Consider the following 16,412-nt stretch of genomic DNA (forward strand, 5'->3'; position numbering starts at 1 on the left):
GCAGGCTACCATATTGGTTCCACAATGCCAGCAGGCAGTATGATTGTCAGTCAAGTAAACCCCGGGGCTGGTCGACTCTTCGAGAATGCCTTCCATCGAAACAGGATCCCGCTCATGAAAAATGTACTGCTCTGCCTGCTGGCCTCCCTCTGGCTCGCCCCCGCTCTGGCCGCGTCCAAAACCATTGTGGTGGGCGAGTCTGCCAGTCCCGAGCTGGTGTTGCCGCTGGGCTCATTGCCCGAGCGGGTCTGCTGGTTTGCGGATCAGAAATATTCCGAAGGGGCCCGCATTCTGCAGGGAGATATCTGGCTGGAGTGCGGCCCGCAGAACGACCTCGAGAGCAATGGCCCGCTGGCCTGGCGCTCTCCTGCGGTGGTGTTGCCTGCCACCCGGGGAGCAAAAGATCAGAAGACGATTTCCGTGGGTCAGTGAGGCTTTTCTTGATCCAGCTAAAGACATGGACGTGATCCCTGTCGCATAATGCAGCTCCTTTCTTCTCTTGGCTGGAACCTAAGAAATGGCTCGTCGCTCTTCCAATGCACAACGTCGTCGCAGTAGCTGGTGGTACAAACGCCTGTTGGCAAGGGAGCGGGAAGAGCGTGAAGCGCGTTCCGTCCGGGATTGATACAGCATTGAAAAACGGAGCCTCGGGCTCCGTTTTCTATTTATCACCGTCAATATCACGATAACGGGGGCCATCAGGCCCCCGTTTTGTTTTTGCAGATGTTGCCTGCTTGCGGCTTAGCGCTGCAAGGCGGCCAGTGCCAGTTCGACCCGCTTGGCGTATTCGGGGTCGGCCTGCTCGAAGTGTTTGAGCTGGGCTGCGACGATGGCGTCATCCTCCACATTGATAAGGGAGCGGGCCAGGTTGGCGGCGAGCCGCGAGCGCTGCCCCTCGTCCATGATGCGGAACAGGTTGCCCGGCTGGCTGTAGTAGTCGCTGTCGTAGTCGCGAAAATCGTAGTGCAGGGCAGCCCCTTCCAGACTCAGCGCCGGCTCGTGCTGCTCGCTCGGCTGTTGGGTACCGAAACGGTTCGGCTGATAGTTGGGGCTGGCGCCGCCGTTGCTGTCCGCCCGCATGGCACCGTCACGATGGGCGCCGTGATGGAACGGGCAGCGTGGGGCGTTGACCGGCAGCAGACCGTGGTTGACGCCGAGGCGATAGCGCTGGGTGTCGCCGTAGGAGAATAGTCGCCCTTGCAACATGCGATCCGGCGAGAAGCCGATACCGGGCACCACGTTGGCCGGGGTAAAGGCGGCCTGCTCCACATGGGCGAAGTAGTTGTCCGGGTTCTGGTTAAGCTCCAGCACGCCCACCGGGATCAGCGGGTAGTCGCTGTGTGGCCACACCTTGGTCAGGTCGAACGGGTGGATGTTGTAAGTCTGGGCTTCGGCCTCCGGCATCACCTGCACATAGACCTTCCAGCGCGGGAAGTCGCCCCGCTCGATGGCATTGAACAGATCCGCCTGACTGGTCTCCCGATCCTGCCCGACGGCGGTGGCGGCCTCTTCATCGGTGTAGAAGCTGTGGCCCTGCTCGGTCTTGAAGTGGAACTTGACCCAGAAGCGTTCGTTCGCGTCGTTGATAAAGCTGAAGGTGTGGCTGCCGTAGCCGTTCATCTCCCGCAGGCTCTTGGGGATGCCGCGATCGCTGAACAGTATGGTGACCTGATGCAGGGATTCCGGATGGCGTGACCAGAAGTCCCAGGCGGCGGTGGCGCTGCGCAGGTTGGTGCGCGGATCCCGCTTCTGGGTGTGGATGAAGTCAGGGAATTTCAGCGGATCGCGGATGAAAAAGACCGGGGTGTTGTTACCCACCAGATCCCAGTTGCCCTGCTCGGTATAGAACTTGAGGGCGAAGCCGCGCACATCGCGTTCGGCATCGGCGGCGCCCTTCTCACCGGCTACGGTGGAGAAGCGCAGGAACACCGGGGTCTGCTTGCCGATAGCGCTGAACAGATCGGCCTTGCTGAACTGGCTGATGTCGTGGGTCACGGTAAAGGTGCCGTAGGCGCCCGAGCCTTTAGCGTGAACCACCCGCTCGGGAATGCGCTCGCGGTCGAAGTGGGCGAGTTTCTCCATCAACCAGATGTCTTGCATCAGGATGGGGCCGCGCGGACCGGCGGTGAGGCTGTTGTTGTTGTCGACGACGGGGGCGCCGTTGGCGCTGTGCAGGGTTTTGTCAGTCATGGCTTCTCTCCTTGTTGATATGGGGTCAGCCTACGGATCTGCGCCGTGCTCGGCCAATGGGCCTTTCCTCGCCCTTTGATAGGCAAGACAAATGGGTGCGGGTAGGGGATGTGTAACTGCGCCGGATGTTGCATGATGGTGGCTTCGAGAAGGAGCCTCATATGCAGATTACTATCCGTCATGCCGAACCCGCCGATGCCCCCGCCTTGCGGGATCTCTATGCCATGCCCAATGCCCAGGCGGGCACTTTGCACCTGCCTATGCCACCCCTTAGCCAGTGGCAAAAACGGTTGGAGAACGGTGATGTGGTCGCCTTGGTCGCCTTGGTGGCGGAGGTAGAGGGGCTGCTGGTGGGCCAGATCTCCTTGCATGTGGAGCCCAATCCCAGACGCAAGCATGTGGCCGGGATCGGTATGGGGGTTCGGGATGACTGGGCCGGCAAGGGGGTTGGCTCTGCCCTGATGGCTGCGGCGCTGGATCTGGCCGATAACTGGCTCAACCTGCACCGGATTGAGCTGACCGTCTATACCGACAATGAGGCCGCACAGGCGCTCTATCGCAAGTTCGGTTTCACTCAGGAGGGGCTGGCTCGCGACTATGCCTTCCGCCAGGGGCGTTATGTGGATGCGCTCTATATGGCCAGAGTCGCGGGGGGCGCCAGTCGCTAACGGTATGGTTGATTATCAAGCCAGATTGCGCCCGGTGATCCGGGCGCTGGAGCAGAATCCCGAGCTCTGCCTCAGTGAAGCCGCCAAGCTAGCCTCGCTCTCCAGCTATCACTTTCATCGGGTCTTTACCGCCGTCACTGGCGAAACCCCGGCCGAGATGCAGCGTCGCCTGCGGCTGGAGCGGGCCGCCCGCTCTCTTTGCTACAGCCGGGATCCGGTGACCGAGATTGCCTTCTCGGCCGGTTTTGCCAGCTCGCAAGCCTTTGCCAAGGCGTTTCGCAAGCAGTTTGCCATGACGCCGGGGGCGTTACGCCAGCAACCCTCACTGCTGCAACTGAGCAAGAATGGACACGCGGCCGCCCGGGTCTCTGATTATGCTGAAGGCCGTTCCAGTGAAAGGAGGCTACAGATGAAAACCGAACAGATGGCGCCGCGCACCCTGGCCTATATCAGGGTGACCGGTCCTTACGGCACCGGCTACGAGCCGGTGTGTGACCAGCTCTACCAGTGGTCTGCCGAGCAGGGGCTGGCCGAGGGGGAGTGGATCTTCATTTATCACGACAACCCTGAAATCACCGTGCCCCAGCAGTGTCGCACCGATATCTGCGTCACCGTTCCGGCGGGCACCAAAGGCAGTGGCAATGTGGAGATCCAACAGTTGGCGGGTGGCCGTTATGGCCAGTCACGTTTCACCGTGACCGACCCGGCCCAATATCCCGCGCTCTGGCAGCAACATATTGGTGAGGTGGTGGCGGCCGGTTGGGAATTTGACGATCGCCCCTGCTTCGAGCTCTATCACAGCTTCGATCCGGTGACCAAGGTGGCCGATGTGAGCTTCTGCTCCAGCCTGAAGGGCTAGCCAAAAACCTGCGGGATCATGCAGAAACGAGAGAGCCGGACAGTGTCCGGCTCTTTTGCATCTGGCGGTTGGGCGGCGGTTAGCGCTGGAACCCCTTCTGGGCGAACTTGGGACGGGCGTTCATGATCTGCTCCACCTGCTCGTCGCTCATCTTGCCGCGCGACAACCCCAGCACCTTGTAGGTGAGCAGCGGTCGGGCGGGCAGGGCGATCATCAGGGCGCGAATCTGGTTCTCGTCATCCTTCTCCCGGGTCGGCTTGCCGTAGGCGTAGGTGAGGACGCCGGCATCCATCAGGTTTTTGACGGCGGGCTCGGTGATCGGCAAGTTTATGACGCTTTTACGCTGCAGCACGAACTCGCGCAGCACCGCCTTCTCGTTGAAGTCGAGGAAGCCGATCATCTGGGCCAGCTGGTCCTGCTGACGGCGTGCCTGCCACTCTTCGCACGCCCACTCCCAGGCGATCAGGAAGCCCTGACTGCAGAAGTAGGAGATGGCGATCAGCATGCCGACTCCCAGCCAGGCCGCATGATCCGCAGCCCACTGGCTGACGGCCCCTTTCATCAGCCCGGCCGGAAACAGCAGAATGATGCTGCAGCAGAGCAACAACCAGACCATCAGCCAATTGAGGCGGTTCAGTTGATAGAAATGTTGGATCCACCGTTTCATTGTTCATCCTTCCCAAACTGTTGTGGATAGTGAACTACCTACAGCAATCGGTGTGCCAACAGCGCAATAGCGGCGGGGAGGGGGCGCTGGCGAGGTTACATTCCCTTACAACTTATTGAATGAGTTGTCATTAATTTGCCTTGTGAGGCGGCGGTCGAGTTGGTAAAACGTCCCCTCAGTCAATGGGGAGTAGCAACCCGTCCGCATTTCGGGCCGGGCCCATGTCAACACTCTTGGATCCTCGCATCCATGGCATGGGCGGCGATAGGCACTATCGCTCTGCAAGACCTTTGGCCTCGATATGCACGCCAGCCGGGCGAGCCATGTCGGGTCCATCGGTTATTCTGCTCGCCTGGCGGTATCTATTATGTTGATTACCCTGCTGTTATTTCTCGTCTCTGCGGTCACCATCTACCTTGCCTGCGAATACTTCGTCAACGGCATCGAGTGGACCGGCCACCACTTCAAACTCTCCCAAAGCGCCACCGGCTCCCTGCTGGCGGCACTGGGTACGGCGCTGCCCGAGTGTATCGTGACCCTCACCGCCCTGCTGATGGGCAACACGACTGCCCAGCAGGAGATCGGCATTGGCGCCGCCCTTGGCGGGCCGCTGGTGCTGGCGACCATCGGCTATGCAGCGGTCGGTGTTACCCTGCTGCTTTGCATGGGGCGTACCGAACGCGCCATCGATGGCGAGGTGCAGCGCGAGATTGGCCGGGATCAGCGCTGGTTTATGGGCATCTTTCTGGTGGCGACCGCGCTGGGGCTGGTCGCCTTTACCGGCAAAGGCTGGCTGGCTCCGCTCTTTGTGCTGGTCTACCTCATCTATGTAAGGCGCGAGCTGAAACAGAGTGACAGCCACGAAGTCGAACTGCCGGAGCCCCTCAAGCTGGCCCCAGATGCCGGGATCCCGCCCCTTGGCAAGGTACTGCTGCAGACGCTGGCTGCGCTGGTGGTGGTGGCGTTGGCGGCGCAGCTGTTTGTTCATCAGCTGGAGAGCATGGGCGAGCTGTTTGGCCTCTCGCCGGTACTGGCGGCCCTGCTGCTGAGTCCGGTGGCGACCGAGATGCCGGAGCTGATGAACGTGCTGATCTGGGTGCGACAGGGCAAGAACCGGCTGGCGCTGGCCAATATCTCCGGGGCCATGATGATCCAGGGCACTATCCCCAAGGCGTTCTGTCTGCTGTTTACCCCATGGCTGCTGGATGGCGCCATGATGGCCTCCTCGTTGGTCACGCTGCTGGCAGTGGGCTTGCTCTGGTGGGGGTTCCGAAAGGGAGTGATGACCGCCGGGCGGTTGGCGCTGGTCGGCCTGCTCTATCTCGGCTTCTGCGGCTGGCTGTTGGTGAGCTGAAACGGGAAGCGCGGATATGAAAAAGCCCCCTTGGGTCAGGGGGCTTTGTTGTAGCGGTTGGTCGCGGCGCTTACAGGGCGGCGATCTCGGCCTGCTGGGCTTCCAGCTTGGTCAGTTGGAGACGGTAATCTTCCAGTTTCTCGCGCTCTTTGGCGATGACCGCTTCCGGCGCCTTGGCAACGAAAGCTTCGTTGCCGAGTTTGCCTTCGATGCGACCGCATTCACCGACCAGACGGGCAACCTCTTTGGCCAGACGGGCCAGTTCGGCGTCCTTGTCGATGAGACCGGCCATCGGGATCATCAGCTCGGTGGCACCGATCAGCTTCTTCACTGACAGCGGGGCGGTTTCACCGTCCGCCAGAACGCGGATGGACTCCAGACGGGCCAGGGACTTGAGGAAGGCCTCGTTGTCAGCGGCGCGCTTGGCATCCTTGGCATCGCACTGGAGCAGCACGTTGAGGGGCACGCTCGGTGCCACGTTCATCTCGGCGCGGATGTTGCGGATGCTGACGATGAACTCCTTCACCCACTCCTGATCCGCCATCGCTGCTTCGTCCACCTTGGCGGCGTCGAACTCCGGGAAAGCCTGAATCATGATGGTGTCGGCGTGTACGCCAGCCAGCGGGGCGACCGATTTCCAGATGGTCTCGGTGATGAACGGGATGATCGGGTGCGCCAGACGCAGCAGGGTTTCCAGCACGGTCACCAGGGTGTGGCGGGCAGCGCGCTGCTCGGCCTCGGAGCCCTTGGTCAGCACCGGCTTGGTCAGCTCCAGATACCAGTCACAGAACTGGTTCCAGATAAATTCGTACAGCACGCCAGCCGCGATATCGAAGCGGTAGGTATCGAGGGCGGTACGGAAGTCACGGATGGCCACCTGCAGCTGGGACTGGATCCAGCGATCCGCCAGACTGAACTGCATCTCGCCGCCGTTGAAGCCACAATCCTGATCTTCGGTGTTCATCAGCACATAGCGGGAGGCGTTCCACAACTTGTTGCAGAAGTTGTTGTAGCCATCCAGGCGCTTCATGTCCCAGTTGATGTCACGACCGGTAGAGGCCAGCGCTGCCAGAGTGAAGCGCAGGGCGTCGGTACCGTGGGCATCGATCCCTTCCGGGAACTGCTTGGCGGTACGCTTGGCGATCTTCTCGGCCATCTGCGGCTGCATCATGTTGCCGGTGCGCTTCTCCAGCAGATCTTCCAGCGAGATACCGTCGATCATGTCGAGCGGGTCCAGTACGTTGCCCTTGGACTTGGACATCTTCTGGCCCTCTTCGTCACGGATGAGGCCGGTGATGTAGACGGTCTTGAACGGGACTTGCGGCTGGCCGTTTTCGTCCTTGATGAAGTGCATGGTCATCATGATCATCCGGGCAATCCAGAAGAAGATGATGTCGAAGCCGCTCATCAGCACGTCGGTCGGGTGGAAGGTCTTGAGTGCCTCGGTGTTGTTCGGCCAGCCCAAGGTGGAGAAGGTCCACAGGGCGGAGCTGAACCAGGTGTCGAGCACGTCTTCGTCCTGACGCAGGGTGGTCACGGACGGAATGCTGTGCTTGGCGCGCACTTCCGCCTCGTCACGGCCCACGTAGACATTGCCGGCATCGTCATACCATGCCGGGATGCGGTGACCCCACCACAGCTGACGGGAGACGCACCAGTCTTGAATGTCGCGCATCCAGGAGAAGTACATGTTTTCGTACTGTTTCGGCACGAACTGGATACGGCCATCTTCCACCGCCTCAATGGCGGTCTTGGCCATCGGCGCCACGCGCACGTACCACTGGTCGGTCAGCATCGGCTCGATGGGCACGCCACCGCGATCACCGTACGGCTGTTGCAGTACGTGATCCTTGATCTCGTCCAGCAGACCCAGCTCTTCCAGCTTGGCCAGAATCGCTTTACGGGCAGCGAAGCGCTCCAGACCGGCGAACTCGGCCGGCAGGGCTGCGTCATAGGCGGTGCTCGGGTTGCCGTTGGTATCGACCACTTCGGCCTCGGCACGCACGTGGGCGTCCAGGGTGAAGATGTTGATCATCGGCAGGCTGTGGCGCTTGCCCACTTCGTTATCGTTGAAGTCGTGGGCCGGGGTGATCTTCACGCAACCGGTGCCCTTCTCCATGTCGGCGTGTTCGTCGGCAACGATGGGGATCAGACGGTTCACCAGCGGCAGCAGGATGTGCTGGCCGATCAGCGCCTTGTAGCGCGGATCTTCCGGGTTCACGGCCACGGCGGTATCGCCCAGCATGGTCTCCGGACGGGTGGTGGCGACGATCAGGTAATCCTTGCCTTCGGCAGTCTTGGCGCCGTTGGCCAGCGGATAGCGCAGGTGCCACATGTGGCCCTTGATCTCGCGGTTTTCCACTTCCAGATCGGAGATGGCGGTGTTGAGTTTCGGATCCCAGTTCACCAGACGCTTGCCGCGGTACATCAGGCCATCTTCGTAGAGACGGACAAACACTTCCTGCACGGCGGCGGAGAGACCCTCATCCATGGTGAAGCGCTCGCGCTCCCAATCCACGGAGTCGCCCAGACGGCGCATCTGGCGGGTGATGGTGCCACCGGACTCTTCCTTCCACTGCCAAATCTTGTCGATGAAGGCATCACGGCCGTAATCGTGGCGAGTTTTGCCCTCTTCTGCGGCGATCTTGCGCTCAACCACCATCTGGGTGGCGATACCGGCGTGGTCGGTACCTGCCTGCCACAGGGTGTTTTTGCCCTGCATGCGGTTGTAGCGGATCAGGGTATCCATCAGGGTTTGCTGGAAGGCGTGACCCATGTGCAGGCTGCCAGTGACGTTCGGCGGCGGGATCATGATGCAGAAGGAGTCTTTGCTGGTGTCGCCGTGGGGCTTGAAGTAACCCTGGGCTTCCCAGTGCTGATAGAGCGCCTGTTCGATGGCGTTGTGATTAAAAGTCTTTTCCATGGTCTCGCCGTAATCTGGATGGATGGAGTCTGGTGTTGATTCTTTATGGATCAATTGGTTGCAGTCAGGGCTGCGCCGGATCCGGTGCGGCAAGGACGGGCTGATCCCTCATTTCGAGGGTATGGCCTGCCTGGCGATAGTGCTTGTAGCGCTCGCGGGCTTGCTGCTTTTGTGTTTCGTCAGTGGGGACAAAATCTACCACTTGAGCGAAGTGTCCTGCAAACAAAGGTGTCGCAGTGGCCAGATTGATGAGGCGGGCGTAGCGCCGTTTCGGTGGCTGATAGCCGATCTCCACCGGGGCCATGCCGCTTTCGCCTTGCAGCTGGTGCGGCACGAAGCGCTCCGGCGGCAGTTGCCACAACAGCTCGTCCAGACGCAGGGCCTGGGCCTCATCGTTGCAGAACAGGTAGATATGGCCCGCCCCCCACGACTCGGCCGCGATAGTGCAGGCCAGTCGCTCGACCGCAGCGGCCTGCGCGTCATCCTGTTCGCTCATCAGGTAAAAGGTCACTTGGCTCATCAGGTTGATCCCGTTTTGCGGTGACGGACTGTTGACCGCCTCATGAGGCTGACGGGGTGTTTCCCGTCCGCAGCTCACTGATTCAAGAATGAAACAAGGAAGAGGCGGGCCTCTTCCTTGTGGTTCAGGGTAACGCCAACCCTTCCGATGCAGCCATCGGCAGGGGCCGGAGAGTTACTCTTTCTCTTCGATATCCACGCCAGCCCGGTTCAGCAGGAACTGGGTCAGCAGGGGCACCGGACGACCGGTGGAGCCTTTATCCTTGCCACTCTTCCAGGCGGTCCCGGCGATATCCAGGTGAGCCCAGTTGTACTTCTTGGTGAAGCGTGACAGGAAGGCGGCTGCGGTGATGGTGCCAGCCGGACGACCGCCGATGTTGGCCATGTCGGCGAACGGGCTGTCGATCTGCTCCTGATACTCGTCGAACAACGGCAGACGCCAGGCGCGATCACCCGCCTGCTCGGAGGCGTTGAGCAGCTCGTGGGCTAGCGGGTTGTGGTTGGCCAGCAGACCCGAGGTGTGGTGACCCAGCGCGATAACGCAGGCACCGGTCAGGGTCGCCACGTCGATCACGGTTTCCGGATCGAAGCGGTCCACATAGGTCAGCGCATCACACAGCACCAGACGACCTTCCGCATCGGTGTTGAGCACTTCGATGGTCTGGCCGGACATGGAGGTGAGGATGTCACCCGGACGATAGGCGTTGCCACCCGGCATGTTCTCGCAGCCTGCCAGCACGCCGATGACGTTGATCGGCAGTTGCAGCTGGGCCAGCGCATGCATGGTACCGAGCACGGAGGCGGCGCCACCCATGTCGTACTTCATCTCGTCCATGCCGTCGGCCGGCTTGATGGAGATGCCGCCGGAGTCGAAGGTCAGACCCTTGCCGACCAGCACGATGGGCTTGGCATCCGGATGACCCTTGTATTCGATGATGGCCATCATGGCTTCGTTGTCGGAGCCGCGCGCCACTGCCAGATAGGAGTTCATGCCGAGTTCGGCCATCTCCTGCTCGCCCACCACCTTGGTGGTGATGTTGTCGTAGGCATCGGCCAGACGACGGGCCTGGGAGGCCAGATAGGCCGGGTTGCAGACGTTGGGCGGCATGTTCGCTACGTCGCGGCAGACCCGTACACCCTTGGCCACGGCCAGACCGTGAGCGATGGCTTTTTCACCAATGGTCAGTTCCCGACGCGTCGGCACGTTGAATACCAGCTTGCGCAGCGGGCGACGTGGCTCGGCCTTGTTGGTCTTGAACTGATCGAAGCTGTAGAGGCCCGCCTTGGTGGTTTCTACCGCCTGGCGCACCTTCCAATAGGTATCCCGACCCTTGACGTGCAGCTCGGTGAGGAAGCAGACCGCTTCCATGGAGCCGGTTTCGTTCAGGGTGGTGATGGTCTTGTTGATGATCTGCTTGTACTGGCGTTCGTCGAGTTCCCGCTCCTTGCCGCATCCGACCAGCAGTACGCGCTCGCTGAGCACGCCCGGTACTTGATGCAGCAGCAGCATCTGGCCTGGTTTCCCTTCCAGGTCGCCACGGCGCAGCAGCGAACTGATATAGCCATCGCTGATCTTGTCCAGTTGTTCGGCAACCGGAGAGAGGCGACGAGGCTCAAATACGCCGACTACGACGCAGGCGCTCCGTTGCTTCTCTGGACTGCCACTCTTTACACTGAACTCCATGGAATCTCCTACATCCTAAAGACAAAAGGCACCTTTTATTGAATAATGCGGTGCTTGTTGGGGTATCAGAGGCGGAGCGAACAGCCACAGGCTCCGCAGTTCAAACTGGTAAAAATCCAATATACGGCCCTATTTTTCAGGCATTCGACTAAAAACACAAGTTTACTTGGGAATGACTGTGATCGTTTTCCGATATTTGTTCAGGGAAACCCTGAAAACCCAGCTGGCAGTGTTATTCGTATTGCTGCTTATCTTTGTCAGCCAACAATTTATCAAGATCATCGGTGACGCCGCCGATGGCGAGGTGCCGACACGTCTAGTCTCCACCCTGCTGCTGCTCAACTTGCCCAATATGGCGCTGTTGATGCTGCCTATCAGTCTCTTTTTAGCCATTTTGTTTGCCCATGGTCGCCTCTACGCCGAAAGCGAGATGACGGTGATGCATGCGGTCGGCTTCAGCCACCGTTTCGTGATGCGCAGCGCCATGTTGCTGGCCTTGCTGACGGCGGTGGTTGCGGCGTTCAACACCGGCTGGATCGCCCCACAGGCCAAGGAGCGCGAGTATCAGGTGATCGACGAGTTCAAGGCGGATCCGGGTATCTCCTTCCTGCAGGCGGGCCGCTTTATGGAGCTCGACAAGGGGCGTCTGGTTGCCTATATCCAGGATTTGAACGACAACGGCTCAAAACTGCAAAAGATCTTCGTGCTGCAGCGGGCGGAGGGGAACAATCCTCCCTCGGTGGTGGTGGCGAGCGAAGGGGTGGTGACGGTCGATGAGAACGGCCTGCAGTGGCTGACCCTGATGGATGGCTCCCGCTACGAGGGGAACTTCTCCGGCAAGCAGTTCCAGATCTCCGATTTTCGCGAATATGGTCTGGTGATCCGCCAGCAGGAGATGGAGCGTTCCAACCGCAAGGCGGTGGCCAAGCCGACCATGGAACTGTTCGGTACCCAGGACAATGCCATGATGGCGGAATTGCAGTGGCGTATCTCGCTGCCCCTCTCCATTCCGGTGCTCACCCTGCTGGTGGTACCGCTGGCGCGGGTCAACCCCCGTCAGGGTCGCTACGCCAAGCTGTTGCCGGCCATCATGCTCTATCTCTCCTACTTCCTGCTGCTCAGTGCCGCCCGTTCGGCCATCGACAGCGGTCGGCTGCCCTACTGGCCGGGGATGTTCCTGGTGCCGCTCGGTTACCTGCTGTTTATCGGCCTGCCCCTCAATCTGCAGGGCACCAGCTGGTGGAACGGGGTGAAAGGGCGCTATTTCAACAGAAAATCAGCATGATGCTGCAACATAGGAACTTCTGCTGATGTTTGGCATTCTCGATAGATATATCGGTAGGGTCATCTTTATGTCGATCCTGCTGTGTGAAATCACGCTCGTTGGTCTGGCGGGGCTCATCAAGTATGTGGAGCAGCTCAAGTCGGTCGGTGACGGCAACTACGACATGATCAACGCCCTCTACTATGTGCTGCTCTCCATGCCCAAGGAGGCGGTGCTCTTCTTCCCGCTAGCCGCGCTGCTGGGTGGCCTGATTGGTCTGGGTCAACTGGCGACCAGCTCCGAGCTGGTGGTGATGCAGGCGGCGGGTCGCTCCAAGATCAGTATCGTGATGGCGGCGCTCAAGACGGCGATCCCGCTGATGATCATGGTGGGGCTGATGGGGGAGTATGTGGCCCCCATCGCCAAGCGGATGGCAGATGACATCAAGGCGGGCGCGCTGTCCGAAGGTCGTTTGACGGTCTCCGCCTACGGGGTGTGGGCTCGCGATGGCAATAACTTCGTCAATATCAACGGGGTGCGTAACGATGGCGCCCTCACCGGCATCACCCTCTATCGCTTCACCCCCGAGCGCAAGCTGATCGACGTGGTGCAGGCGCAGGAGGGTGTGTTCGAGCGCCACCACTGGCTGCTCAAGCAGACTCAGGTTACCCGCTTCGACGACCCGGCGCAGATCCGTAGCGAACAGCATGACAAGATGGAGTGGAGCTCGGAGCTGACGCCCAAGCAGCTGGGGGTGGTGAGTATCGACCCCGAGAACCTCTCGGTCTCCGGTCTGCTCGACTATATCGGCTATCTCGATGCCAACAAGCAGGATGCCGGTCGCTACAAGCTGGAGATGTGGCGCAAGCTGCTGTCACCGCTCTCGGTGGTGGCGATGATCCTGCTGGCCTCCTCCTTCATCTTCGGCCCACTGCGCTCGGTGAGCATGGGGGCGCGGATGCTGATGGGGATCATGACCGGCTTCGCCGTCTATGTGAGTGATCGGGTGTTTGGCCCCATCAGTCTGGTCTATGCGGTACCGCCCATTCTGGCGGCTGTCGCACCCAGCCTGCTGTTTGGCGGTATCTCCTTCTACATCCTCAGTCGCAAGCAGTAATCCGCACGAGGTTATGAGGCAATGCAAAGAGGGCACCTGTTGGTGCCCTCTTTCGTTGCTGCATTAAACCGGTATTACTTGTTCAGCAGCTCCAGATTTTCCTGCTTGCTCAGCACAATCACTTCGCATTCGGCCCAGATATCCTGAAACGCCCGCGGACGCTGGCGGTTGAACAGGCACATCAGGTTGCCCAGACCAAAGGCGGCGGTGGCGAGACGGATCAGCGCCTGGGTAACGCGGATGTGGCTGCCATCCTCGTTCTGAATGCGCAGCCGCCAGGCGCGCATGCCGACGGTCTGGCCAGCGCGGGTCCAGAACCAAGTGTAGAAACCACAGATGACGAAGGCGAGCCACAGGGTGTAGATCAGACTCAGGTGGTGGCGGGTCAGCAACCAGACGGTATCTTCACCCGCCGGTACGCTGGCCATGCCGGTGACCAGCAACAGCTTGGCGACACCCATGCCGATGAAGCCAGCGATGATCAGCAGCGAAGTCACCACCAGCGCATCATAGATCAGGGCGCCGAGGCGACGCAGCAGACCCGCTGACGGGTATGGCTGAGTGGCGGTAGAGGGGGATTTTTGTTGGACTTTTTTAGGCTTGGCCATCGTTTTTATTCCATTAAGATGATGGCGGCATTCTATGTAACTGGCCCCGCATCGGCAAGGCGTTGAATAAATGAACAAACGGGAGTGTTCAATCGAAAAACACCTTGCATGGCATCGCGCCATTCGTATAATCCCTCGCAGTTGCCCGGGTGGCGAAATCGGTAGACGCAGCGGATTCAAAATCCGCCGGTGAATAACCGTGTCGGTTCGAGTCCGACCCCGGGCACCATTATTAAACCCTGTTTGGTCAACAGGTTAACGTAGCTGATGCGGCGTTATGTCTCCTGAGTACTGCGGTTGAAAACCAAAACTTCGTGCAATTTCGTGCAAAGGGTTTCAACCATGGCAAACATTCAAAAAATCACCGGTAAGCGTGGCACTAGCTATCGCGTCCAGTTCATGAAAAATGGCCGCCGTATCGGCCAAACCTTCAAAACCAAAAAAGCAGCCGAAGCCTTTATGGCACAGCTCATTGTTTACGATGACATGGCCGATGCTTTGACGCACTCCAGCCTTTCCACAATCCTAATTGATTCCGCAATAACGGCATTTCTCGATCAGTACAAAGGTCGTGATCGTTCGCTCATCCAACGTCTTGGCTGGTGGGCTGAACGCCTCAAGGGGAAGCCCGTCGGTAAGGTTTCTCGGCAGCACATCAAATTCGCTCTCGAGGCTCTCCAAAAAGATGAGAAAAGCCCCAGCACGCTCAATCGCTACAAAGCGGCCATTTCTTCTTTATTCGAATGGTTCAACGACAAGCACGACGTTAAGCACAACCCCGCCCGTGAAGTTCGCCAGAAGACTGAGGACAATCAATACACCCGCTTCTTATCTGATGATGAGCTGTCCCGCCTGCTGAAAGCCGCAAGTACCAGTAAGTGGGAACGCTTGCATCTGCTTATCCACATGGCTATCGCCACTGGTGCTCGTAGGAGCGAGCTGATCAATCTGAAATGGTCAGACCTCGATTTTCAGCGTAAGACGGCGAACCTAGAACACACGAAGAATAGTTCGAAGCGTGTTTTGACGCTGACAACAGCTGTTATCCAAGAGCTAATGCCGTTTCGCCAGGTGGGAGATGCCTATCTGTTCCCCCACACTTCGGAGCTGCATGGTCCGTTTGAACATTTCGATCATCACTGGAAAGCATGCCTTATCGAGGCCGCAATCACCGACTTCCGATTCCACGATTTGCGCCATACCTGCGCCTCTTTACTTGCCATGAATGGTGCCACCCTGTTGGAGATTGCCAACCACTTGGGACACAAGACGTTGGCGATGGTTATGCGGTATGCCCACTTGTGTGTGGCCCATAAATCAGCCCTGACAGAACGTGTTTTTGGTGACATAACGAGCATTCAAAAATGAAAAAATACGAATACAACGATGAAAATGAGGACGAATTTCTACCGACCAAAAGATTCTTGGAGGACTGGCATAAGCAGGACCCGCGGCAACAAAATCCTTTTTTGTATGAGCCCCATAGAGCGGACATACGCAGGATTAAAGGCGTGCTTACAAACTTCCGCAGCTTGTGGGCGGAAAAGATTGTACCACCCGATTGGATGATGGATTTCATGGCCGATGGTGCTGGCAAATTTTGTGCTAATGGTGTGCCATGGCCGACAAATGCAAAGCGATCTCTGTGCCCGCGAGTGGTCGGCATGGTGCAGGTCATCTATGAACGCTTCGGAATGAGCGATGGGGTCAGCGACCAAAAACTCCGAAGCGAAATAGCAGCCGAACTGGATTGCCATCCTCGTACGGTAGGTAACTATCTAACCATCACTGGGAATGATGTCGAGTATCACGTCGACTTCTTTCGGTGGGTGTATCCAGCACAAGATACGCCGGATATGCGCAAAGCTGAACGGTATGAAATGCTCAGCACCCTCACGGAGTTGGCCAAGTATCACTATGATCACGATGAACTTGACCTGATGAAGCTTTGGGTCCCCTTTACGCAGCTTCCGAATGACTTAGTGGAGCGAATTCCTCGGTTTCGCGATGCGAGGCGGCTCATGCGTCGTAAAGAAGAGGATCGCAACACGATACAATTGCTGAACCAAGTTAATGGCCTTCAGGAACAATTACTCGAGCACATGCGTGAAATCCTACGGGAAGAAACGCAGGAACTCTTGGACTTTGATTCTGGTTCTACGAAATTGCAGGATCTTTTGAACCGATGGGATTACCTTGAGAACCGATGGTTGGGCCTTCAGCGGCTATGGCATGACCTTTTGCACCAATGGCAGAACCTTGAGAACCAATGGCAGGAACCTGAGAACCGATTGTTGTATCTTTTGAACAGATGGCAGCTCATTGTGAAGCAATGGAATGGCCTTCAAGGCCAAATGCGGGGAGTGACTAAAAGCGGTCAGTCTGAGCCTGTAAATAATATTGTGTAACTGCCTACGCCATTACAGGTGACCGTTCAAGCGGTCACCGAATTCGACAATAAAGGGATTCTGGGTAAGCTTCTCAGGGTGTACAGATCTAAATAACTGTTCCGAATAGTAGATCACAGGAGGAAGGGAACTCAGTCCAGTTTGTGCGATC

General features: G+C 58.7%; 14 protein-coding genes, 1 tRNA gene and 1 riboswitch. Of the genes, 9 read left to right on the forward strand and 6 right to left on the reverse strand.

All coding sequences use genetic code 11. The features are described from left to right. The first annotated feature begins 114 nt into the window (after positions 1-114). Complete coding sequence (locus tag ACTG1P_RS14745) at positions 115-432, forward strand: YnjH family protein (RefSeq protein ID WP_236356118.1); 318 nt, start codon at positions 115-117, stop codon at positions 430-432. Positions 433-741: 309 nt separating this feature from the next. Here the strand turns inward: ACTG1P_RS14745 and ACTG1P_RS14750 are convergent, their stop codons facing one another. Further along, entirely contained in the window at positions 742-2,190 is a 1,449-nt protein-coding gene (locus ACTG1P_RS14750; protein ID WP_005355226.1) for a catalase, read from the reverse strand. Between the two features lie 161 nt (positions 2,191-2,351). Between ACTG1P_RS14750 and ACTG1P_RS14755 the strand changes: the two genes are divergently transcribed. Together ACTG1P_RS14755 and ACTG1P_RS14760 are read left to right on the forward strand one after the other, a co-directional pair. Continuing rightward, complete coding sequence (locus ACTG1P_RS14755; protein WP_440001587.1) at positions 2,352-2,858, forward strand: GNAT family N-acetyltransferase; 507 nt, start codon at positions 2,352-2,354, stop codon at positions 2,856-2,858. 4 nt (positions 2,859-2,862) lie between these two features. Then, on the forward strand, positions 2,863-3,717 hold the full coding sequence (locus ACTG1P_RS14760) for an AraC family transcriptional regulator (protein ID WP_440001588.1): 855 nt from the start codon (positions 2,863-2,865) through the stop codon (positions 3,715-3,717). A 79-nt stretch (positions 3,718-3,796) separates the two neighbouring features. Here ACTG1P_RS14760 and ACTG1P_RS14765 read toward each other — a convergent pair whose 3' ends face one another. Beyond that, positions 3,797-4,384 (reverse strand): superinfection exclusion B family protein, encoded by a 588-nt coding sequence (locus tag ACTG1P_RS14765; RefSeq protein ID WP_005336432.1) that lies wholly within the window; start codon positions 4,382-4,384, stop codon positions 3,797-3,799. 172 nt (positions 4,385-4,556) lie between these two features. Further along, positions 4,557-4,664, forward strand: a riboswitch (yybP-ykoY riboswitch). A gap of 87 nt (positions 4,665-4,751) precedes the next feature. Between ACTG1P_RS14765 and ACTG1P_RS14770 the strand changes: the two genes are divergently transcribed. Continuing rightward, the gene (locus tag ACTG1P_RS14770; RefSeq protein ID WP_440001589.1) at positions 4,752-5,738 is read left to right on the forward strand and encodes a sodium:calcium antiporter; all 987 of its coding nucleotides are present in this window, start codon (positions 4,752-4,754) and stop codon (positions 5,736-5,738) included. Positions 5,739-5,808: 70 nt separating this feature from the next. Here ACTG1P_RS14770 and ACTG1P_RS14775 read toward each other — a convergent pair whose 3' ends face one another. The 3 genes from ACTG1P_RS14775 to pepA all read right to left on the reverse strand — a co-directional run bounded on the left by ACTG1P_RS14775 (position 5,809) and on the right by pepA (position 10,864). Continuing rightward, the gene (locus ACTG1P_RS14775; protein WP_440001590.1) at positions 5,809-8,661 is read right to left on the reverse strand and encodes a valine--tRNA ligase; all 2,853 of its coding nucleotides are present in this window, start codon (positions 8,659-8,661) and stop codon (positions 5,809-5,811) included. 64 nt (positions 8,662-8,725) lie between these two features. After that, positions 8,726-9,181, reverse strand: coding sequence for a DNA polymerase III subunit chi (locus tag ACTG1P_RS14780; protein WP_274161590.1), 456 nt, complete (start codon positions 9,179-9,181; stop codon positions 8,726-8,728). Positions 9,182-9,355: 174 nt separating this feature from the next. After that, complete coding sequence (gene pepA, locus ACTG1P_RS14785; protein ID WP_005336423.1) at positions 9,356-10,864, reverse strand: leucyl aminopeptidase; 1,509 nt, start codon at positions 10,862-10,864, stop codon at positions 9,356-9,358. A gap of 172 nt (positions 10,865-11,036) precedes the next feature. On the opposite strand from pepA, the gene lptF reads away from it, so the two are divergent. Both lptF and lptG read left to right on the forward strand, forming a co-directional pair. Next, a complete protein-coding gene (gene lptF / locus ACTG1P_RS14790) occupies positions 11,037-12,149 on the forward strand; it encodes an LPS export ABC transporter permease LptF (protein WP_440001591.1) in 1,113 nt (370 codons plus the stop codon). A 25-nt stretch (positions 12,150-12,174) separates the two neighbouring features. Beyond that, entirely contained in the window at positions 12,175-13,245 is a 1,071-nt protein-coding gene (gene lptG, locus ACTG1P_RS14795; protein WP_411615208.1) for an LPS export ABC transporter permease LptG, read from the forward strand. 74 nt (positions 13,246-13,319) lie between these two features. On the opposite strand, the gene ACTG1P_RS14800 is transcribed toward lptG, so the two are convergent. Further along, entirely contained in the window at positions 13,320-13,853 is a 534-nt protein-coding gene (locus tag ACTG1P_RS14800) for an RDD family protein (protein ID WP_421235923.1), read from the reverse strand. Between the two features lie 143 nt (positions 13,854-13,996). On the opposite strand from ACTG1P_RS14800, the gene ACTG1P_RS14805 reads away from it, so the two are divergent. From ACTG1P_RS14805 to ACTG1P_RS14815, 3 genes are all read left to right on the forward strand, one after another. Beyond that, a tRNA-Leu gene (locus ACTG1P_RS14805) sits at positions 13,997-14,082 on the forward strand. Between the two features lie 113 nt (positions 14,083-14,195). Then, positions 14,196-15,221: a tyrosine-type recombinase/integrase gene (locus ACTG1P_RS14810; protein ID WP_421273887.1), complete on the forward strand. Its 1,026-nt coding sequence runs from the start codon at positions 14,196-14,198 to the stop codon at positions 15,219-15,221. Then, a complete protein-coding gene (locus tag ACTG1P_RS14815) occupies positions 15,218-16,261 on the forward strand; it encodes a hypothetical protein (protein ID WP_440001592.1) in 1,044 nt (347 codons plus the stop codon). Before ACTG1P_RS14810 ends, ACTG1P_RS14815 begins: the two co-directional genes overlap by 4 nt. Positions 16,262-16,412 lie beyond the last annotated feature (151 nt).

The organism is Aeromonas sp. 11P (assembly GCF_051920165.1).
GTDB lineage: Bacteria > Pseudomonadota > Gammaproteobacteria > Enterobacterales > Aeromonadaceae > Aeromonas > Aeromonas veronii.